The organism is Exiguobacterium profundum (assembly GCF_042652865.1).
GTDB classification, from domain to species: Bacteria; Bacillota; Bacilli; order Exiguobacteriales; family Exiguobacteriaceae; genus Exiguobacterium; species Exiguobacterium profundum.
In genome coordinates this window covers 848,491-869,946 of record NZ_JBHSHG010000001.1, presented here as the reverse complement: position 1 = coordinate 869,946, position 21,456 = coordinate 848,491, and the positions used below count along the sequence as shown (strand labels likewise).

Sequence of the window (21,456 nt, the reverse complement as noted above, 5' to 3'; positions counted from 1 at the left end):
ATCGAAATCATACGTTCACATATTCGATTCCATCATGATACTTTGGCTCTTTTGAAGCTGATGATGGCCTTATTGTGATGAAGTTGCCACATATGCCAGAAGACGTAAGGAACGATGATCACAAAATTAATCATTCCCCATGATTTCAATACCTCCGGGTTGAACCAGGTCGAAGAGTTCATGACTTGCGGGAAGATGTCATAGCATGCGCGAATCAATAAATGGGCTGCAAGCGTGTAAATACGAGCGGTAATGTAAAGCTCTGGTCGTCCCTTGATGACCGGATACAGTTCTGCCGCAAGCAAGATGCAGAGCGAGCTGGCAAAATAAGTTGGAGATTCTGCATAGACGAAACATGCGTTCCATGACGTGTATATAAAATTCCATGACCCAGTCGTATAGGCTACGAGATCGGCGTATCCTTCTTTCGCAAACTTCCAAAAAGTCGGTGCGAAAGGAATCGTCACACAGAGTAAAAATCCACAGGCGGCATTAAAGTAGTTGCCGAGTGTCACATCTTTAATCGTGGCTTCTGCGATATTTAAAAACAAGATGGCATAGAAGAACCATAAAAATTCGTCACGCTTTAAAAAGTTCCAAATCCGTCCTTGTTTGTTCTCGTAAATGGCGATTCGAGAGAAACCAACGATAATCGTCGGTATGATAACGCTTACAATTTTAGCCCAACGAAACCATCCATCAACATTCCCCATCATCCATAGTGGGATGGTCAATAACGAAGCGAGCCAAAAGTAGGCGGACAGTTTATAGTGCTTTCTGAAAAAAACGATGATTCCTAATAATAAACCTAAATAGAGTGGTATCGAGATTACATGCGGCCAAACGTTCATTCCATTCACCTTCTCATTTGAATTTAACAAACATAACGTTTGTTATGTTTTTAGTATAGGCGGACAATCCTATTTAGTCAATGTGAATTATTTCACAAAATTTAGTCCTGAGCACTCGCATTGGTAGAGCTATGTTATTCTAAAGTGGACTCGAAAGGGGAGAATAATAGTGGACGGTAAAAATAAAATTCTAGATGCAGCCAGAACGGTCATTATTCGAAGTGGGGTGAACGGGGCAACAGTCAGAGCGATTGCAATCGAGGCGAATATGACGACAGGAGCCATCTATCATCATTACAAAAATAAAGAAGATCTATTGTACGATTTAATGAATGAGAGCTTGTCTGTTTCCTCTCAAATCGCCAAAGAAATGACAGACGATGCCTATTCAAAAGAACGTATCAAAATGGAGATTGCACGAAATACGGCGGAACGCTTTCATAAAGATGCAGAGAACCGCTTGCAGTATCATTTTGCTCATGAAGTACTACTTGGTAATATGGATGCACAACTGAAATTAAAGGACAAATATGCAGAATGGACAAAACAAATCGAACAAATCCTGATTCATTTGTACGGACTAGAAAACACTCGTCTAAACAATGCGTTCAGTTCATGGCTGATTGCGGCAGTCGATGGGGTCGTCTTGCAATATCTACTAGACGTCAATGAAAATTCCATTGATGAGATGATGGAGGTATTCGATCTTCTACTAGAAAAAGGTCTTCCTTCTTTCGTTGAACGTCTGAATGAACAGGATAAATAGACCCGTCACAGATTAACGTGACGGGTTCAAGATGATTAAGAATAGGTCATCGTGCTCATGCATGCCGAAGCTTCTTTCAACTGTTCACGGACGGCATCGAATCCTGTTCCGCCGTAACTGTTTCGACGTGCGACTGCCTGTTCAGGGGTCAAGGCATGATACACATCCTCTTGAATCAATTCAGAGTACGTTTGGTACACCGTGATTGGAAGCTCGCGTAAATACAATCGCTCATCCACGCAATATTTGACGAGTTTTCCAGTCACCTCGTGCGCCTCACGGAACGGTAACCCTTTTGCCGTCAAATAATCGGCGAGTTCGGTCGCATTAGAAAAATCGCGCTCGGTCGCTTGTTTCATGACGTCCGGGTGGAACGTCAGTTCATTCATCATCCCCGCCATGATACTGAGCGAGCCTTGAACGGTCTTGACCGTATCGAACATCCCTTCTTTATCTTCCTGTAAATCTTTATTGTAAGCGAGTGGAAGTCCTTTCATGAGCGTCAACAAGCCCATCAAGTTTCCAATCACTCGACCCGATTTTCCACGGACGAGTTCGGCCATGTCAGGGTTTTTCTTTTGTGGCATCATGCTCGAACCGGTAGAAAACGTATCCGACACTGTAATGAAGCGATACTCTTCGCTTGCCCAAAGAATCAATTCTTCACAGAAGCGGGAGAGGTGCATCATAAGCATCGACGCATTTGAAAGAAACTCGAGTATGAAGTCACGATCGCTAACGGCATCGAGGCTATTCGGGTAAACCCGATTGAATCCAAGTAATTCAGCTGAACGGGAACGGTCGATCGGAAACGTTGTCCCGGCTAAGGCTCCTGCGCCAAGAGGAGACCAATCAATCCGCTTCAAGCTGTCCGTAAACCGCTCCTTATCACGCTCTAGCATCCAGAAATAGGCGAGCAAGTGATGGGCCAGCGAGATCGGTTGTGCACGTTGGAGGTGCGTATAGCCAGGCATGATTGTCTCTACGTTTTCTGAAGCGTGAGCATGCAATTCACGCTGAAGTGATTCAATCAATTGAATCACTTCTTTCACACGTTCTTTCAAGTAAAGATGCATGTCCGTTGCGACTTGATCGTTTCGACTACGTGCCGTATGCATCTTCCCTGCAACCGGTCCGATCGCTTCATGAAGCAGAGCTTCTAAGTTCATATGGATATCTTCGTGATACACCTCGAATTTCAATTCATCCGCGAGTGCTTTTTGCTTAAGTTGTTGTAATCCATCAAGGATTTGAGTGACTTCTTCCTTTAAGAGGATGCCCTGGTCACCTAACATCGTCACGTGAGCCATGCTACCTTCTAAATCCTCAAGGACGAGTTGAGCATCAAATTCAATCGATGCACCGAATGCATCGACCCAATCGCTCGCCGTCTTCTCGAAACGGCCTCCCCATAATTTACTCATTGACGAACGCTCCCTTTTCCATCAACACCTCTGATTGAACTTTTGTTGGAAGACCCCATAACTTGATGAATCCGATAGCTGCTTGTTGATCGAACGTATCGGCTGACGTATAGGTCGCAAGTTCCTCATCGTAAAGAGAAATTGGCGACTTCCGTCCGTCGACGATGGCCTGCCCTTTAAACAATTTCATGCGAACCGTTCCTGTGACGGTCGCTTGAGTCTCATCGATAAACGCAAGAAGTGCTTTTGTGAGCGGTGAATACCAAAGTCCGTTGTAGATTGTTTCTGTCAATTTTTGCTCGACAATTGGTTTGAAATGCGCCACTTCACGAACGAGTGTCAAGGCTTCAAGAGCTTTATGCGCAGTGATCAATGTCATGGCGCCAGGTGCCTCATACACCTCACGTGATTTGATACCGACGACCCGGTTCTCGATGTGGTCAATCTTCCCGACACCATGGGCACCCGCAACGATATTGAGCTCTTTTAAGATATCAGTGAACGATTGGCTCTTCCCATCAATAGCAACCGGCACTCCGTTCTTGAATTCAATCTCAAGATAAGTCGGTTCATGCGGTGTGTCCTCAAGTGCCGCTGTTAACTCATATGCGCTTGCCGGAGGTGCTGCCCAAGGATCTTCTAAGATGCCGCATTCGATGGCGCGTCCCCAGATGTTCTGATCGATTGAGAATGGTTCTTCTTGAACGATTGGAATCGGAATTTGATGTTTTGCCGCATACGCGATTTCTTCCTCACGTGACCATTTCCATTCCCGAACCGGTGCGACGATTTCGAGTGAAGGATCGAGTGCATGAATGGACACTTCAAAACGTACTTGGTCATTTCCTTTCCCGGTACATCCATGGGCCACAGCGACGGCGCCTTCGGCCTGTGCGACCTCGACCAATTTTTTCGAGATGAGGGGCCGTGATAGTGCCGAAACGAGTGGATATACGCCTTCATATAATGTATGGGCCTGCATCGAATAGCGAGCGAACTCGTTGACGAACTCATCGACCGCATCGATGACGATTGATTTTTTCGCTCCAACTTTCATCGCTTTTTGTTGAATCTTTTCTAAGTCTTTCCCTTCCCCGACGTTCAAACAGACTGCAATCACATCATAACCTTGTTCGTCCAACCATTTAATCGCAACCGATGTGTCAAGACCACCTGAGTAAGCCAATACGAGTTTCTGTTTCAAAATATGAACACCCCTTATGAATAATTATTAATCTTTATTTATAAATATACAACTCAGTGTAAGGGATAAGATGTCGTGTGGCAACCCTTTTTTGAAAATAAAAGGACCACGAGTGATTTCGTGGTCGTCATTGTTCGATTTTGAGTTGGGGTAACCATTGCGACATATGGTCGCTAACAGGGGAAAGAAGTTCAGGACGAGCAGCCTTTAACGGGACGACCTCATAATGTCCATCAGATGATTTTTGCGTAAAGGTTGGAAAGAACATCGGATTTTTCAATTCAATAGTCGATTGGTCATCTTCGATTGTCTTGACCACATCAATCCCGATGATGCCCCCCGTGTTTCGCTCATCCCCTTGTTGTCCGGAAAGGAAATTACCGAGCGAGTAGATGACAAAAGTTTGATTGCCATTGACTCCTTCTAGCATGGTCGGAGGTTGCAGCACGTGAGGGTGGTGACCGATGATGATATCGACTCCGAGATCTGCTAACGATTGGGCGAGCTCAGTTTGACTCTTATTCGGTAACGGCTCATATTCCGTACCGAAATGGAGGGAGACGACCGTCATGTCAGTCGACTGTTCCGCCTTCTCGATCTCTGGTTGCATCTGTGCAAGGTCGATATAATTTACGTGATAAGGCTGCTTCGGCACGACTCCATTCGTCCCGTAAGTGTATGCGAGGAAGGAAAAAGAAATATCATTAGCCGTCAACGTACGAATATTCGCTTTGTCCTCATCAGATAGGAAGGAGCCTGTATAAGGCATTCCGATTGCATTCCAATGGTCGATTGAATTTTCAATGGCTCGGACGCCACGGTCGAGCGTATGATTATTCGCTGTCGTGACCAAATCGATTCCTGCCCGTTGTAGGGCATCACCAATTTCATATGGACTGTTAAATGCCGGGTAGCTCGAAAGTCCGATTTCACTCCCGCCAATCATGCTCTCTTGGTTGGCAATTGATAGATCGGCGCGATTCAATATTGGAGAGATCTGGTCGAATGCAGAATCAAATTCATACCCTTCATCGGTACGTGCTGCGTTGTATACCGAATCATGTAGAAGAATATCGCCGATTGCATAGAGGGAGGCCGTTGTGACGATCGGTTCGGGTTCGGCAGGCGGCATTTCTTCAGGTATCTCGACAATCGGTTCCTCGACTTCTTCTGGTACTTCTTGATTGGTTGCTGGAGTCGTACCACAGGCGATTAATAAAACAAAGCTAGACAGGAAGGTAAGGCGAGAGACGATCTTGATTGGTTTCATCCCGATTCTCCTTTTCACGACAGATTCGTACGATAACCCTAAAATTCGTCGATAATTAAGAAAAATCCTGCCTAAAAAAATAAAGACAGGTCGTTTTTGACCTGTCATGAGATTTATTTGATATGTTCTTTGACCATGTCTTGCATTTGGTCAAACTCACGTTGAATGACCTCATTTGGTGGCGGTGTCACCAAACTCACGATATAGATGGCAAGTGCCGACAGGAAGAATGCTGGAATCATTTCATACAATGTCCCAAACGTTCCGAAAAGAGAAGCGGCATAGTTCTTCCATAGAATGACGACAAAGGCTCCAGTCAACATTCCAGCAAGCGCGCCTTGACGCGTCGTTCGTTTCCAAAACAGACTAAACAAGATGAGCGGACCAAATGATGAACCAAACCCTGCCCAAGCATAACCGACAAGGTTTAAGATGGTGTCGTCTGCATCGAGTGCAAGAATAATCGATATGACGGATACGAGAATGACCGTAATCCGACCGACCATGACGAGTTCACGGTCTCCCGCTTCTTTACGGAAGAACTTCTGATAAAAGTCTGTCGTCGCGGCACTCGACGAGACGAGCAATTGAGAGGAGATGGTCGACATGATGGCGGCGAGAAGAGCAGCCAACAATACACCAGTCACCAAATCCGGGAATAATAAGTCAGATAGGTTGATAAAGACGTTCTCCGGATTATCGATGGTGAGGCCTTGTTGTGTGTAATAGGCGAGACCGAACAATCCGGTCGCCATCGCCCCGACAACGGTGAAGACCATCCATGAGATCCCGATTCGACGTGCCGTCTTAATGTCCTCGAGCTTTCCGATTGCCATAAAACGGACGATGATGTGTGGCTGGCCGAAATAGCCGAGCCCCCACGCAAATAGTGAAATGATTCCGATAAGTGATTGCCCCGTCCACGGGTCAAGTAACGCTTCATCAATATTTCGTACCGTGTCTAAAGCATTTGATACACCATCAGTTGCCATAATGGCGATTGCAGGTACAAAAATAAGGGCAAACAGCATGATCAATCCTTGAACAAAATCTGTCCAGCTTACTGCTAAAAATCCACCGATGAAAGTGTACAGAATAATGATGGAAGCGAGAATGACGACTCCCGTTACAAACTCAATGTCGAAGACGGCATTGAATAGGCGACCGCCGGCAACGAATCCGCTTGTCGCATACAGTGTGAAAAAGATTAACGTGACAGCAGCTGAAAATGAACGCAACACACCTTTTGTGTCTTTAAATCGCTTCTCAAAGAAGTCTGGGATTGTGATCGCATCATCCGATATGTATGAATAAATGCGTAATCTCGGTGCGACCAATAACCAGTTCAAATAGGCACCGATCGTCAACCCGATGACAATCCAGCCACTTGAAATCCCTGACGCATACATGGCACCAGGCAATCCCATTAAGAGCCATCCACTCATGTCTGATGCACCGGCAGATAAGGCGGCGACCCCGGGACCAAGCGCCCGACCACCTAACATGTAATCTCCGATACTGCTTGTTCTCCGATATGCGATGATCCCAAGCAAGACCATCAGTGCCATGTACACGACAATGGACACTAAAATTCCGTTCATCAACATCCCCCCGAAAGATAAAAAATATGAAAACGCTTTCAGTGATAGAGTATCACTTTGTCAAAATATTGTCACAACAAGAGGGGGAATGTAAAGATATTTTTGAGAGCTGGTCTTAAGTTAGCGGAACGTGCAAGAGGTGAGATGGTCATTGACGAGACCCGTCGCTTGTAGGTGGGCATAGACCGTTGTCGGTCCTAAAAACTTAAAGCCGCGTCGTTTCAGGTCTTTACTCAATCGTTCAGAAAGTTCCGTCGTTGCAGGAACATCTTCAAGACGATTCCATGCATTCAGGATCGGTGCATCGTTGACGAATGACCAGATGTACGAATCAAATGAGCCAAACTCTTCCTGTAGTTTGATGAACTGTTTCGCATTATTGATCGACGCCTCGATTTTTCGTCGATTTCGCACGATTCCGCTATCGCCGAGAAGTCTTTCCACATCCTCATCCGTGAAGCTGGCAACTTGCTGCACCTCAAAGTTGGCATAGGCCAATCGATAATTTTCACGTTTTCTTAAGATGGTGATCCAACTGAGTCCTGCTTGCGCACTTTCGAGTGTCAGACATTCAAAGTGCTTCTGATCATCGTGAACGGGCTTTCCCCATTCCTCGTCATGGTAACGGACGTACAATGGATCCGTCCCGCACCAAGGACACCGTACTGTTTCTTCCATTTCAATCAGCTCCTTTCTTTGAGTGTAGCATGTCTTTGCGATTATATAGCAAAATGGACGGGTATAGAGGGGAAGAATGGAGGAAGCGACATGAGTGACTGGATGATTTCTGTGATTGAACAGTACGGCTACATAGGGATTGCATTCATGATTTTTATTGAGAATGTGTTTCCACCGATCCCTTCTGAAGTCGTCTTACTCTTTGGTGGTTTTTTTGCTGTGAAGACGAATTTGTCCATCACGCTCGTCATCGTGGCATCGACGGTCGGTGCCATATTAGGAGCCGTATTATTATACGGCCTTGGACTCTTGTTTGATGTCGAGCAGATTGAAAAATGGACGAAGAAATATGGAAAGTGGTTACGACTTGATCTGAATGATGTAAAAAAGGCGGATGCCTGGTTCGATCGCTACGGGGGATGGATGGTCTTCTTTGGACGTTTGATGCCGGTCGTCCGAAGCTTGATCTCGATTCCAGCAGGGATGTCGAACATGCCATTCATGAAATTTCTACTGCTCAGTACGGCTGGAACAGCCTTATGGAATACCATTCTCATCCTTATCGGGATGAAAGTCGGTGAGAATTGGCAAGATATCCTCTCATACCTCGATGCCTATTCTTATGCAATCTATGGGCTACTGTTCATCGGCGTCATCATTTATATCGTATGGCGTAAAAAGCGGCACAACAAACTAGCAAAAGACTAATGCACAAAGTAGGCGGACCCAGCATATGGGTCCGCCAATTCATTCTTCTTTTTTCTCGTCAGGTAAGACTTTCGTGAGGGTTTTCTCTGTTTTTTCTGCCAAGTACTCTGAGAAACGGAACAGAATGATTCCGACAATGGCTGACACGAAAATATAGAGACCGACAAACAAGTTGATGGCCCCGTTCGAAAGGGCGGTGAATAAAATAGAGAACTCCCCACGTGGCGCGAGTGAGAACCCGGCTTCATTGGCTTGAACACGCGTCAAGCCATAGATTCTGCCCCCGATACGTCCGACAATCCATTTGGATAATACTCCCCACACAATCAAGACGAAGAAGAGCGCATTCACAATGACACCTTTCTCGAGGTTGATCGAGATACCGAACGAGATGAAAAAGATCGGCAAGAATAAATCTCGGACGGGTACGGTCAAACGCTTCAGCGGTCTCACATCGTGGATATCTGCGAGCATGATTCCGGCGATAAATGCCCCTAAAATCTCAGATAATCCAAACACCATGCCGATTCCTGCGAAAAAGAGAATGAGTCCAATCAGACCGATGCTCGCATCATCTTGTCGCAGTAAGTGCTTCGAAAATTTTTGTTGCTTGGATACGAAGCTCGAACCAATGAACAAGAGTACGCCAAATATAAGAAATCCTGCGAACACTTTGCCGATATCGGACATCGCAACCGGTTCTTCTTGAATGATGAAAGGGGCAACCGTCAATAGGAGAGGGGCAAAAATATCCTCAAAGATGAGTAATGCGAGCACAAACTCTTTAATATCTTCATGTTTTTCGGAATGCCGCTCAAGCAGTTTCGCAGAGATGGAGGAGCTCGTCGCATATAAGACGGCCCCGATTAAAAAGGCGCGAGGGAAATCGAGACCAAATGCTAAAGCAATCCCAAACGATACCCCGAATGACAGAATGATATCGAGTATTCCCGCCTTCCATACTTTCCGCATGCGCTTCCAAAGTTCACGTAGTGGAAACTTCAGACCGAGTAGGAAAAATAACAGAATGATTCCAATCTCTCCCGCGACTTTAAAGACTTCATTCCCATCCCAGAAAAATCCGACCCCGACCCCGATTGCGATAAACGCTAAAATACTCGGAAAGAATAATCGTTCAATCAGGAGACTGAGGACAGAGATGAGGGTGAGCGCCAATCCGAGCAACACGATGACATTTAATCCATCCATACGTCATCTCCTCTCATGACCCCAATTAGCTTTCTCTTTGATTCCATTGATACTCCATTCCGACGGATTCGGGTCGTGAGTAATCAAAACCGAACTGTCGATACAACCCATCGGCTGGAATGTCTGCGATTAAGCTGATGATGGCCGTTTCATCCGCTTCCTGTAAAATCCAGTCCATCAAGTGCTCCATGATTAATTTTCCGAGTCCAAGACCTTGGCACTCCGGGTCTACGACGATATCTACTAAATGGAATACCATCCCGCCGTCACCGACGACGCGTCCCATTCCGACAATCTCATCATCTAAGTATAAACAAATACCATACAGTGTATTTTGAAGCCCCTTCACCGTACCTCGATCAGAACGTCGTGGCATCCCTGCCTTCACGCGTAACGCTTGATGTTGTTCTGGAGTCGGTGTTTCGACTTTTACAGTTACTTCATTGACCATACTCAAATCCCCCTCTACACAAGTTGATTTTATTTTCCCGATATATTGAATGAGTAAACCTTGATTTATAAAATCGGCTATCTGCATAATGAGAAGGAGACAGGGGGAATAGTTGATGATCAATGGTCAATCCATCTTACCGGCGATACGGGACATGCGGGATTTGGAGCGGTTTTTATCGAGTGATTTCGAATTAGGAGTGTTATTAGAGATTCATATGAGTCGATTGGACTCCATCTTCAGATTATTGGGGAAGCATGATAAAAAAGTGTTCATCCATATGGATTTGATTCAAGGTATGAAGGCCGACGAGTATGCGACGGAGTATGTCTGTCAGACGTTTAAACCGTTCGGCGTCATCTCGACGAAAGGAAACGTCATCGTCAAGGCAAAGCAAAATGATGTGGTCACTGTGCAGCGTTTATTTTTAATTGATTCCACCTCATTAGAGAAAAGTATCAAGCACATTGAACGTTCAAAACCGGACTATATCGAAGTCTTACCAGGTATTGTGCCGAAGTATATTCAACGTGTGAAGGAGAAGACGGGGATACCCGTTTTCGCAGGTGGGCTGATTGAAACAAAGGAGGAAGTCCAAGCGGCACTTGCTGCGGGAGCGAGTGTGATCACGACTTCGAATCGAAAACTATGGTCCGACTAATCGGGATTTGGGTATACAGTCTTTTAGGAGGGATGAATGATGAAAGACGTAATGATTGTAACAGGAGCTAGTCAAGGAATTGGTTATGCGATTGCTCAAGCTTTCGTAAATCAGTATGAAGTAATCGGGCTAGACATTGGAGATGACCCGGACATTAAAGGATTACGCTTTTATCAAGTAGACCTTGGAGACACGTCTGAACTTAAGCGTGTCTTTGACGATATTCACAACGAATTTGGTCGAGCCCATGTATTGATCAACAATGGAGGAATCGCTTCGCTGGTCAAGCCGATTGATGAGCTTGAGATTGACACGTTCAAACGAGTCATCGATGTCAATTTAGTCGGAACATTTAGTTGTGCGAAATACTTTTTAGAACTGAATCAAGATGAGTCATATGGAAGAATCGTTAACATGGCCTCGACACGTGCTTTCCAGAACGAACCGCATTGGGATGCATATGGTGCATCTAAAGGAGGCATCGTCGGCTTGACCCATTCACTTGCCATCTCATTAGGCGACCGCCCTGTGACGGTGAATGCGATCAGTCCAGGATGGATTCATACGTCTGATGAGTCGTTACGTGAGATTGATCATGAACAACATCCATCAGGCCGGGTCGGTGAACCAGAAGATATCGTCCGCGCTGTGAGATACTTGATCGATCGTCAAAACAGTTTTGTGAACGGGCATAATCTTGTCGTAGATGGAGGAATGACGAAAAAAATGATTTATGAAGAATAATGTGACCATATACCTAAATTAGGGATGTTTTTAGGTTATATGTACCTAATTCCGGGTAATGAATAGGAGGGTTTTTATCCGGAAGAAGGAGGATGGCGACATGAACCCGCTCGTAGAAGAGGCGTTACGTTTTTCGTCTATTCGTCACGGAGGACAGTTCCGAAAAGGTTCATCCATACCATTTTTGTCACACCCATTCTCGGTCGCCATGCTTCTTGAGTCCGATCATCAAGCACCGGTGGTCGTGGCGGCAGGGTTACTCCATGATTTGATTGAGGACACGAAGACGGACCCACAAGAAATCTTATCAAAATTCGGATCTGACGTGCACAGGCTCGTTCTCGCGGTCTCGGAAAAAAATCGTGACGAGTCGTGGGAACAACGAAAACGACTGACACTTCAGCAGGTGAAATCACTTCAATTTGATGAAGTCGCACTTCTCGTGGCGGATAAGCTACATAATCTCCGTTCCATCCGTTATGATCTTGAGATGGAAGGGATGAAGGTGTGGCAACGTTTTAAACGACCGCTGCGAGACCAATCATGGTATTATCATGAATTACTATCAGCATTTGAACCGTTTCGGAGTTCGACAGACCTAATCGGTTTGTATGAACAAGAACTCCATCTATTGTTTTACGGCGAGAAAAATTCAAAAGATCGAAAAGTGGCAAGGCTCCTTGAATCGATGCTGACCCATTTCGTCGAAGACGAATGGTTGCAAGAATCGGCACCACTATGTCAAACGGCATATGAGTTAAAGGAGATTGTCGGGCGAGATACGATTGATGAAGTAGAGATTGTGTGCTTCCGACAGCGACTTCACGAAGCGGGTTGGACCACGCCATTGTCACCCGAGAAGCTCGCGGGGATGCAAGAACTCGCATATCGGACGGCTCTCGAGCCACAAGAACTTCTCGCACTCATACGTCGCTCGATTGTCAACTAGTTCTCTTCATGCTATAGTCAAAGGGAAGATAAAAAGGGGAGTAGCGACCACAATCGTGGTCGATGGGTCGTCATTACAGTGCGTGCGCACTCGGTCCATCGAGCTTTTACAAGTCCGCAAGACCTTTTTATGGGCGTTTTTGTCGTCCATAAAAAGGTCTTTTTTGTTTACCCAAGGAGGAGAAAAAATGGTATTTGTTTATTTCTTACTGGCCGCGGCCATCACCGTCTACGCCGCCATCAAATTGTCAACGTACGCCGACGTCATGACTGAAAAGTCGAAAATGGGCGGGATGCTCGTCGGTACAGTTTTATTGGCAGGAGCGACGTCGCTCCCGGAAGTGACAACGAGTATATCGGCTGTCATGATTGACAACCCCGACATTGCCATCGGGAACATGCTTGGGAGTAATCTATTCAATATCTTTATCTTAGCGATGTTCGACCTATACTTCCGACAGAAGCAATTGTTCAACTATGCGAGTCGGGACCACCTGTACACGGCCGGACTTGGGTTACTCTTGACCGTCACGACGTTGATTGCTTTGATCGTTCGCGTTGATATGACGTTTATCGGAATCGGAGTCGACGCGCTCTTGATTGCGATTCTATACGGTATCGGAATCTACTATATCGGGAAACAACCGACAGAGCCGGTCGCGGAGCATGAAGTCGAAGAAGAAGTGGTCGTCGGTAAATATGAAGAGATCACGCTGAAACGTGCGGTCTTTGGATTCATCATCGCTGCAATCGTAATCATGGCGGCAGGAACAGCCCTTTCCATCACAGGTGATCAAATTGCCGTTGTCACAGGACTCGGTTCTAGTTTTGTCGGTAGCTTCTTGATTGCGGCATCGACGTCACTCCCGGAAGCGGTCGCTGTGTTCATGGCGCTCAAACTACGTAATGTCAACTTGGCATTCGGTTCGATTCTCGGCTCGAATATCTTCAACATGTTGATTATCGCCATGTCAGATGTCTTCTATCGGAATGGATCGATTCTCGCAGATGTCTCGACGTCACACCTCGTATCTGCTGTCGGGATCACCATCCTATCGATCCTCGTCATGTATAGTGTGCTAAGACAAAATGTCACGTCGAAGGTACGTTATGTGATTCCTTCGTTACTCGTTGTCGTTGTCTATTTCGTTTCGTCTTACTTGATCTTTATCGGGTGAGTACATGCATCAGCCTTAGGGCTGATGTTTTTTTATTGGGAATGCGAATTCATTGCTTCGGGTATAGAGGAATTGAAGGAGGGGTGGCGATGCAGATGCATGAAGTGGAAACACGCCAAGCGTATTCGATTTTGATTCCGGCCTATAACCCTGATGAGGCACTCGTCACACTCGTGGAGAAGTTGAGGGCGAGTGGGTTTGCGAACATCATTGTGGTCAATGACGGTAGTAACGAATCGTCGGTAGGCACATTTGATAAGATTGCATCATTTGTCGACCAAGTGTTAACGCACGAACAGAATCAAGGGAAGGGAGCAGCAATCAAGACGGGGTTACGGTATGTGGTGGACAAATATCCGGATAAAACGGGGGTCATCACGGTCGATGCCGACGGGCAGCACTTGCCGCAAGATGTCGTCAACGTCTATGAGGAAGGGTTGAATAAACCACATCATCTCATCATGGGATGTCGAGATTTTAGCGGAGATGCGATTCCGTTCCGGAGCCGATTCGGCAATCAGGCGACACGGCTCGTCATGTTGATTGGGAGTGGGCTGAAGTTAAAAGACACGCAGACGGGACTTCGAGCCATCCCGATGCGATATGCGCGACAACTGATTGACATTCCGGGAAATAGATATGAGTTCGAGATGAATATGCTCACGTTCACGAAACGATTGCAGGTCCCGATTCAACAAACGACCATCCAGACCGTATATGAGAATGAAAATGATTCATCCCATTTTAGACCGATTCTCGACTCGATTTTAATTTATCGGATGTTTTTGATGTATTCGTTATCCTCTGTCGCCTCGTTCCTTGTCGACGTAGGGATGTATGCGCTCTTTATTTATTTATTATCCCCATACTTCGATACGGCTCACGTCGTCATCGCGACGGTCATCGCTCGAATCATTTCCTCTCTCTTCAATTATCTCGTTAATCGAAAAGTAGTCTTCGATTCGAAGGCGCGGCGGTCTCTTCCGAAATATTTTAGTCTCGTCGTGCTTCAAATGGCCGTTTCAGCACTTCTTGTTTATCTCTTGTTTCTCTTGCTCAGACAAGGCGAGGTCATCCTAAAAGTAATCGTCGATAGTTTTCTCTTTTTCGTCAGTTATTATGTCCAGAAGAGATGGATTTTCAAAAAATAACCGGTCATGATTTCATGACCGGTTTAATATGCGAGCGTTCCTGTTTTCACGGACGTATAGCGATGTAATTCTTTTGGGCTTGTGATGCCGGTTTTTTGCATCATGTCTCGCATAAGTAGCGCGCATACGCGAGCATCTTCCGCAGCATCATGATGAATAAACGGCACGTTCAAGTGTTCTGCCATCGTGTTCAACTTATGGTTCGGGAGTCCTGGATACAGTTTACGTGACAGTTTGACGGTGCAACCGTACTCGATTGTAGGGAAATCGAATAGATCATATTTCACAATCGCCTTTCTCAAGGCACCCATGTCAAATGAAGCGTTATGTGCGATGACGAGGTCCACTTCCCGTAAAATCGGGTAAAGAGAGGAAAGTACTTCCGGTAATGCCGGTGCATCCCACACGTCACTCGGACGAATGCCATGGACGCGGATGTTACCCATATCAAAGTCTTCCTCCGGATTGACGAGTCGCTGGTCGGTTTCGACCACATCACCATTTTGAAGGATGCTCCATCCGACAGAACAGATGCTGCGACTATCACGGTTAGCGGTCTCCACGTCAAGTGCGAGAATGGTATGGTTCATAGTTTACCTTCTTTCGTAAGCAATAAAAAAAGTCTAACAGAAAGTTAGACGAATGTCGTGCTTAAGCGGCAACAAGTGTTCGGCAAGCTTCCGCACAACGCTCACATGCTTTGGCACAGGCTTGACAATGGTCGTGCTGATGTCGTCCGCATTCAACCGCACACGTATCACAGACTTGGGCGCATAAAGCAACGATTGGTTTTGAAAAGGCTGAATCTGTTTCTAAGGCATTTAAAGCTAAAGTACAAATGTCTGAGCATTCTCGAGTCAGGCGGATGCATTCGGTGAACATGTGTAAATCCTCTTCTTGCAAACTTTTTGAGAAGCAGTGGTTGCTTGCGCGCATGCATTCGATCACGCTCGTCAATGTTTCTTCTACAGATGTACGTTCCATCAAAATTCCCCCTTATATGAAAAAGTCTAACTATCATTACCCGTTCAGAAAGAGGTTGAATCGCACCATACCAATAAAAAAGCCACACCTCATTCGAGATGTGACCAATTAATGGAGCATAGGGGGCTCGAACCCCTGACCTCTACGCTGCCAGCGTAGCGCTCTCCCAGCTGAGCTAATGCCCCGTTCGAAATCATTATATCATCGTAGTATTCGACATGGCAATTCCCTTTTTGAATTTAGGTTTATAAAATTGGAGACGTGGGAATTCCATGTTAGACGTTATATTAAGAAAGCAGGTGTGCTTCATGGAAATGATTCTTTTGGCACTCTTACCGGCACTCATGTGGGGAAGTATTCCACTCATCGTGTCGAAAGTAGGAGGAAAACCGATTCAGCAGTTAATCGGAACGACCATCGGGGCGATGATCATGGCAACAGTGATTGCCCTCGTCTTCCGACCGGAGTTCACGACACTCGCCATCGTGACCGGATTTATCTCAGGGGCGTTCTGGGCGCTCGGTCAATATTTGCAGTTCCAATCGTTCCAAATCTTAAGCGTCTCCAAAGCGATGCCAATCAGCACGGGGATGCAACTCGTTGGGACGTCTCTCTTTGGGGTCATCGTACTCGGGGACTGGCAGACATCGACGGAGCTATGGTTAGGGTTTTCAGCGCTCGTCTTGATTATCATCGGAGCGACTATGACTTCATACCAACAGAAGAAAGATCAGGACAGTGCCGGTGCGTTGAAAAAGGGTTTACTCGTCCTATTCGTTTCGAGTATTGGTTACGTCACATATGCCGTCTTGACGAACTATTTTGAAGTAGAAGGAATCACCGCGATTCTTCCACAATCCGTCGGGATGTTTATCGCGGCACTTCTGTTCAGTCTTCGTGAAAAGGACGTCAAGAAACTTGATCCTCGCACATTCAAAAACATCTTGGCGGGGATCGCCTGGGGAATCGGGAACTTCGGACTTTTCGTTTCAAGCGGAGAAGTGGGGATTGCAACTTCGTTCGCCTTATCCCAATTGAACGTCGTCGTGGCGACACTTGGTGGGATCTATCTCTTGAAAGAAGAGAAGACGACAAAAGAACGCGTCTTTGTTTTCATGGGAATCGGGTTGATTGTCGTCGCTGGATTTATGCTTGGGATTGCCAAGAGTTAAGCTTCAATTATGAAATGAAAAAAACCTTGAATGAACTCGATTTTGAGTGCCATTCAAGGTTTTTGTTTTAAGTATCTTTCAATCGTTGAAATGAGAGCAGGAGAAGATGTGATCGATAGGGAAGTAATCTCATATTGCGTTCGTCATATAGGACGGGCAGCGCATTCGTGATTGATCAAAAATTGTAGAATAAAGGGGAAACGAATCATGGATTCAAATGTCGTGACGATATCAACGCTCGTCGATGCACCAATCGACACAGTCTGGAAATTCTGGACAGAACCTGAACATATCAAACAATGGAATCATGCGTCTGACGATTGGCACACAATTGAGGCGGAGAACGACTTACGGGTCGGCGGGAAGTTTCGTAGTCGGATGGAAGCAAAAGATCAAAGCATGGGCTTTGATTTTGAAGGGGTATATGAGGAAGTTGAAGTAAATGAGCTCATTCAGTATCGTCTGGAGGATGAACGGAGAGTCAGAATTTCATTTGCTTCAGAAGGTGATCAGACGAAAGTGGTCGAGGTGTTTGATGCGGAGTCGATGAATCCGGTTGAAATGCAACGACAAGGCTGGCAGGCGATCCTCGACAATTTCACTCGATATGCGAATGGGAAGAGTGTATAAAAGATAAACGGAAGGTTTGAACAGCAGGTCCTTTTCAATTAAAGTGGACGCTGCTGTTTGTCATGTATGGCCAAATGATTGTCTAGGTTTTTTTTAGCTTGAAGAGACGAATATAAATAAAAGGTGCTGGCTATATGTATGACTACACGTTACTCGAGAGATTTCTGTTTCGATTTCCTTCCTTCAATCATCAGAAAATGAAATCAGAGCTGGATCGGAAAACGATATTGATTACTGGAGCGAGCTCAGGAATCGGGCAGGCGTTCGCTTATTTACTAACGGATACAACCGCCCATCTGATTCTCGTAGCCCGTAGAGAAGCAGACATGAACGTCATGAAGTCTGAAATCGAGAAGGGATCAGCCACAGTGACCGTGTTCCCGGCAGATCTTCGAAATGTAGAAGAAAGGAATGAATTGTTGGCGTATCTCCATCAACTACCGGACGGATTGGATGTTCTCGTCAGTAATGCTGGAATCTCCATCAATCGTCCCATCACTGAGTCACTCGATCGAGACCATGACTTCACTCGGACGATGGCGATCAATTATTTTGCTCCGGTTCAATTGATTTTATCGCTCATTCCGGTGCTCGAAAAGAAGAACGGGCAGATCGTCAATGTGTCGACCATCAATGTGTTACTTCATCATTTTCCTCACTGGGCGGCCTATCAGGCATCAAAAGCCGCGTTCGATACGTGGTTTCGCTCCGCGAGTCCGGAACTCACAATCAAAAATATTTCCACGACGGCTCTATATCTACCGCTAGTAAAAACACCGATGATTAAACAAACGCTGGCTTATCAGCATTCACCTGCCATGTCACCGGTACATGTGGCGGAACTGATTGGACATGCCCTGTATACAAAACGACCAGTATATAAGCCGTGGTGGTTGTTCCTCGGTCAAGTAGCGTCTCTTGTTTTCAGAAGACCGATAGACTGGATGGTCCCTACATTACTTAAGAGAAAGGAGCGTGACAATAAGAATGGTTAAGTTATTGAAAGTCTTGTCGCAGCTCCATTTTCTATCACCATCAAACCTAGTCCGTCTATTCGTCACAGTCCGTCAAAACGGAATCAACTTGATGCTGCTTTTTACATTGACGGAAAAAGTAGGGAGTCAAAATACGGCTTTAGTGGATAGTCGAGAAACAGTGACATTTAAGGAGCTAAAGACACGCTGTGAACACCTCGCTTATCATTTCGCTGATCAGTTTGGGGTCAAAAAGGGACAAAAAGTAGCGTTTCTTTGTCAAAACCACGCGTCTTTCGTACAAGGGATGTTTGCGGCTTCACGACTCGGTGCTGACATCTACATGCTTCATTCATCGATGAGCCAACTGCAGTTCAACCGACTTGTAGAAGAACAGCCATTCGATCTTTTGATTTACGATGATAAGTTTGAAAACTTAATTGAAAACTCGTCTTACGAACGTTCGACACTTGTCAGCTATCATGAGGAAAAGGTATCAATCAATAGTTTATCGAGGTCGAAGCGACCTCATAAAGAAAAACTACCGGCCGCCTCGAGCGGGAAAATCGTGCTGTTGACCGGCGGTACTACCGGAAAACCGAAACAAGTGACTCATAAACCATCCCTCTTTCACTTTCTAGCTCCATTCACGGCTTTATTGAACCAGTTGCAGTTGCCATCATTCAACACTGCCTATATTGCCACACCGATTTATCATGGCTACGGCATCGCCATTCTTTTATCTTTTCTCGCGTTAGGGAAAAAGGTTGTCATTCAGGAGAATTTTGATGTACAAAGAGCCTGTGACCTCATTCGGCGACACAAGGTAGAAGTACTCACGGTCGTCCCGCTCATGATCCATAAAATGTTACGACACGATCCAACATCACTTCATTCTCTCGCTTGTATCGCGTCCGGTGGTGCGAAGCTTCATCCCGTTTTAGTCCGTGAAGTCCATAACGAGTTGGGGAGCGTCTTATACAATCTATATGGAACATCGGAAGCAGGCTTGAATCTGATCGCCACACCAGAAGATTTACATTATGATGCGAACACACTCGGGAGAAGGCTTCCGGGAGGAGACTTAAAGGTAGTGAAAGATGGAGCGGAAGTCGAGCCAGGCGCCATCGGGGAATTTTGCATACGAAATAAGTGGTCCATGCAAAGCAGGAAGAACCGCTGGATTCAAACGGGTGATGTCGGATACCGGGATGAGAACGGCTATTATTTTTTGTGTGGACGAACAGACGATTTGATCATCTCGGCAGGAAACAATATTTATCCTGGGGAAGTCGAGACGGTTTTGCGCGACCATCCGAATGTCGAGGACGCCGCCGTCATCGGGATAGAGGATATGTACGCGGGTCACATTTTGAAGGCATATGTACAGGTGTATGATGAAGTATTGACAGAAGAGGCACTAGTGAGCTGGTTGCGCGAACAAGTGACAATATACCAGCTTCCTCGAGAAATCGTGTTTGTGGAGGAGTTGCCTTATACAGCGGTTGGAAAATTAGATAGGAAACGACTTGAGATGATCAATTGACTGGATGAATAAGAAATCCAGAAAAATGAGGAGAACTATTTCGATTTTTTGTGGAGTCACCTGTCTCAATATTTCTTTTGATTTCGGGAGGTTTTCTGTTGTAGTCAAGTCAATTTAGCTTCTTTGGTTGATGAAGAAATGAATTGGTTTTTCGAATATACGTTGATTTTGTGGAGATTTCCGATGACTTTCGCCGGGCTTGATGTGCGTAAATCTTTTCACACGGTCAATTGTGAGGACATAACTAGGTAAGCGGAATAGACAATTATTAAGAATGTACTATTACGTCGACATTGTTAATGTTGGGCTCTTTTTAACTTTTGAAATAAGGGGGTTCTGGGACATAACTAGGCGAGTCTCGATAAAAAGAGATGGCGTTCATCATTTTTTTGTAGTTATGGTTTGTCAAATTAAGTGCAGCATTTCATTGTTGAATGCCTCGTGTGCTGTTCGCCAGCCGAGGCATTTCCTCGGCAGCCCGTTGATTTTTGGCGAGCGCCTCTGCGAGTTTTACGTCATCGACCTGCGCGAAGTTCGTTCCTTTCGGTAAGAACTCGTGTATAAGACCGTTAGCATTCTCGTTGCCCCCACTTTGCCAGGACGCGTACGGGTCAATGAAATAAAGTTGTACGTTCGGATTCGCCCGTGACAGCTGAACTCCTTGTCCAGGTTTGTGATTGGAAGGGCGATGTAGATCCTGTTCTATTGTTCGACGAACGTCGCGACGCATGCCTTCGATTTCCCATCCATGCCCGGAGACCTCGGTGTCGAGCTCCCAGTGACCGAACGTTTTACGTGCACGCACCTCTCCTGGGCCGCTTGGCGTCTTACGTTGAATTGCCCCTGTGTCTCTACCGGCTATTGACACTTGCCCTTTTTGTGAAGTACGGTTGTCCGCACGTTGATAAGCTTCGAGTAGAACCAGCGATATATGGTCGAGAAGGAGATTTCCCCATCGAAGAGACGACCGACGATCTATTCGGGGGACCATGTTGCCCACAGGTTCTCGGTGATTGTTCGGTGGATTGCCTCGTCGAGCTTCGTCTTGGCACCGCAATTGGACTTCTTTTTCTCGTAGCGTTCCTGTGTACATCTTGAATCGTAGTCGGGTTTCCTTCTGATTTCCCGTGAAACGGTCGAGGGATGACGCCCGAGCCTACTTGCGATGGATTTGGACATCCCGAGTTCCAGAGACGTCTCTATTCCACGCGTTCCGCTGTGGTAAGATAGGGTAGCTCATGTCGATTCCTCCGTGTGAATGTGTGTTGTGGTGACTTCATTCTACACGAGGGAATCGTCATGGGAT

General features: G+C 45.9%; 21 protein-coding genes, 1 tRNA gene and 1 pseudogene. 11 read left to right on the top strand and 12 right to left on the bottom strand.

The genetic code is table 11. The annotated features are described in order from the left end of the window. Positions 1-32 precede the first annotated feature (32 nt). A complete protein-coding gene (locus ACFO4U_RS04525) occupies positions 33-851 on the bottom strand; it encodes a hypothetical protein (protein ID WP_215243878.1) in 819 nt (272 codons plus the stop codon). Between the two features lie 169 nt (positions 852-1,020). Here ACFO4U_RS04525 and ACFO4U_RS04520 point away from each other — a divergent pair, with 169 nt between their 5' ends. Further along, a complete protein-coding gene (locus ACFO4U_RS04520) occupies positions 1,021-1,617 on the top strand; it encodes a TetR/AcrR family transcriptional regulator (protein ID WP_214690831.1) in 597 nt (198 codons plus the stop codon). Between the two features lie 35 nt (positions 1,618-1,652). Here the strand turns inward: ACFO4U_RS04520 and argH are convergent, their stop codons facing one another. The 5 genes from argH to ACFO4U_RS04495 all read right to left on the bottom strand — a co-directional run bounded on the left by argH (position 1,653) and on the right by ACFO4U_RS04495 (position 7,794). Then, entirely contained in the window at positions 1,653-3,041 is a 1,389-nt protein-coding gene (argH, locus tag ACFO4U_RS04515; RefSeq protein WP_215243879.1) for an argininosuccinate lyase, read from the bottom strand. Continuing rightward, on the bottom strand, positions 3,034-4,248 hold the full coding sequence (locus ACFO4U_RS04510) for an argininosuccinate synthase (protein WP_214691273.1): 1,215 nt from the start codon (positions 4,246-4,248) through the stop codon (positions 3,034-3,036). The genes argH and ACFO4U_RS04510 overlap by 8 nt, the downstream gene beginning before the upstream one ends. Positions 4,249-4,372: 124 nt before the next feature. Continuing rightward, entirely contained in the window at positions 4,373-5,515 is a 1,143-nt protein-coding gene (locus ACFO4U_RS04505) for a CapA family protein (protein ID WP_215243880.1), read from the bottom strand. A 113-nt stretch (positions 5,516-5,628) separates the two neighbouring features. Beyond that, positions 5,629-7,116 carry a sodium/proline symporter PutP gene (gene putP / locus ACFO4U_RS04500; protein WP_047795263.1) on the bottom strand — a complete coding sequence of 496 codons (1,488 nt, stop codon included), beginning with the start codon at positions 7,114-7,116 and terminating at the stop codon, positions 5,629-5,631. Positions 7,117-7,236: 120 nt separating this feature from the next. Then, positions 7,237-7,794: a DNA-3-methyladenine glycosylase I gene (locus ACFO4U_RS04495; protein WP_215243881.1), complete on the bottom strand. Its 558-nt coding sequence runs from the start codon at positions 7,792-7,794 to the stop codon at positions 7,237-7,239. A 90-nt stretch (positions 7,795-7,884) separates the two neighbouring features. Between ACFO4U_RS04495 and ACFO4U_RS04490 the strand changes: the two genes are divergently transcribed. After that, positions 7,885-8,502 carry a DedA family protein gene (locus ACFO4U_RS04490; protein ID WP_159562378.1) on the top strand — a complete coding sequence of 206 codons (618 nt, stop codon included), beginning with the start codon at positions 7,885-7,887 and terminating at the stop codon, positions 8,500-8,502. Between the two features lie 39 nt (positions 8,503-8,541). Here ACFO4U_RS04490 and ACFO4U_RS04485 read toward each other — a convergent pair whose 3' ends face one another. Further along, complete coding sequence (locus tag ACFO4U_RS04485) at positions 8,542-9,711, bottom strand: cation:proton antiporter (protein ID WP_215243882.1); 1,170 nt, start codon at positions 9,709-9,711, stop codon at positions 8,542-8,544. A gap of 25 nt (positions 9,712-9,736) precedes the next feature. Then, positions 9,737-10,162 carry a GNAT family N-acetyltransferase gene (locus ACFO4U_RS04480; RefSeq protein WP_215243883.1) on the bottom strand — a complete coding sequence of 142 codons (426 nt, stop codon included), beginning with the start codon at positions 10,160-10,162 and terminating at the stop codon, positions 9,737-9,739. A 115-nt stretch (positions 10,163-10,277) separates the two neighbouring features. Between ACFO4U_RS04480 and ACFO4U_RS04475 the strand changes: the two genes are divergently transcribed. The 5 genes from ACFO4U_RS04475 (at position 10,278) to ACFO4U_RS04455 (ending at position 14,844) form a co-directional block, all read left to right on the top strand. After that, a complete protein-coding gene (locus tag ACFO4U_RS04475) occupies positions 10,278-10,823 on the top strand; it encodes a glycerol-3-phosphate responsive antiterminator (RefSeq protein WP_214690838.1) in 546 nt (181 codons plus the stop codon). 39 nt (positions 10,824-10,862) lie between these two features. After that, positions 10,863-11,567 (top strand): SDR family NAD(P)-dependent oxidoreductase, encoded by a 705-nt coding sequence (locus tag ACFO4U_RS04470; RefSeq protein ID WP_338083432.1) that lies wholly within the window; start codon positions 10,863-10,865, stop codon positions 11,565-11,567. Between the two features lie 100 nt (positions 11,568-11,667). Next, positions 11,668-12,516 carry an HD domain-containing protein gene (locus ACFO4U_RS04465; RefSeq protein WP_196430795.1) on the top strand — a complete coding sequence of 283 codons (849 nt, stop codon included), beginning with the start codon at positions 11,668-11,670 and terminating at the stop codon, positions 12,514-12,516. A 187-nt stretch (positions 12,517-12,703) separates the two neighbouring features. Further along, a complete protein-coding gene (locus ACFO4U_RS04460; protein ID WP_031423558.1) occupies positions 12,704-13,693 on the top strand; it encodes a sodium:calcium antiporter in 990 nt (329 codons plus the stop codon). An 89-nt stretch (positions 13,694-13,782) separates the two neighbouring features. Beyond that, complete coding sequence (locus ACFO4U_RS04455; protein ID WP_215243885.1) at positions 13,783-14,844, top strand: bifunctional glycosyltransferase family 2/GtrA family protein; 1,062 nt, start codon at positions 13,783-13,785, stop codon at positions 14,842-14,844. A gap of 23 nt (positions 14,845-14,867) precedes the next feature. On the opposite strand, the gene ACFO4U_RS04450 is transcribed toward ACFO4U_RS04455, so the two are convergent. The 3 genes from ACFO4U_RS04450 to ACFO4U_RS04440 form a co-directional block, all read right to left on the bottom strand. Next, positions 14,868-15,434, bottom strand: coding sequence for a 3'-5' exonuclease (locus tag ACFO4U_RS04450; protein WP_012726407.1), 567 nt, complete (start codon positions 15,432-15,434; stop codon positions 14,868-14,870). Positions 15,435-15,495: 61 nt separating this feature from the next. Beyond that, positions 15,496-15,828, bottom strand: a complete 333-nt coding sequence (locus ACFO4U_RS04445) for a four-helix bundle copper-binding protein (RefSeq protein WP_215243886.1) — start codon at positions 15,826-15,828, stop codon at positions 15,496-15,498. 112 nt (positions 15,829-15,940) lie between these two features. Beyond that, positions 15,941-16,013 (bottom strand) — tRNA-Ala (locus ACFO4U_RS04440). A 123-nt stretch (positions 16,014-16,136) separates the two neighbouring features. Here ACFO4U_RS04440 and ACFO4U_RS04435 point away from each other — a divergent pair. The 4 genes from ACFO4U_RS04435 to ACFO4U_RS04420 all read left to right on the top strand — a co-directional run bounded on the left by ACFO4U_RS04435 (position 16,137) and on the right by ACFO4U_RS04420 (position 20,150). Beyond that, entirely contained in the window at positions 16,137-17,000 is an 864-nt protein-coding gene (locus tag ACFO4U_RS04435; RefSeq protein WP_078146990.1) for a GRP family sugar transporter, read from the top strand. Between the two features lie 207 nt (positions 17,001-17,207). Next, positions 17,208-17,630, top strand: a complete 423-nt coding sequence (locus ACFO4U_RS04430) for an SRPBCC family protein (RefSeq protein ID WP_159562372.1) — start codon at positions 17,208-17,210, stop codon at positions 17,628-17,630. A 134-nt stretch (positions 17,631-17,764) separates the two neighbouring features. Next, entirely contained in the window at positions 17,765-18,625 is an 861-nt protein-coding gene (locus tag ACFO4U_RS04425) for an SDR family NAD(P)-dependent oxidoreductase (RefSeq protein ID WP_215243887.1), read from the top strand. Next, positions 18,618-20,150, top strand: coding sequence for an AMP-binding protein (locus ACFO4U_RS04420; protein WP_215243888.1), 1,533 nt, complete (start codon positions 18,618-18,620; stop codon positions 20,148-20,150). The genes ACFO4U_RS04425 and ACFO4U_RS04420 overlap by 8 nt, the downstream gene beginning before the upstream one ends. Before the next feature lie 405 nt (positions 20,151-20,555). On the opposite strand, the pseudogene ACFO4U_RS14725 reads toward ACFO4U_RS04420, so the two are convergent. Then, positions 20,556-21,329, bottom strand: a pseudogene (locus ACFO4U_RS14725) (IS30 family transposase). Positions 21,330-21,456 lie beyond the last annotated feature (127 nt).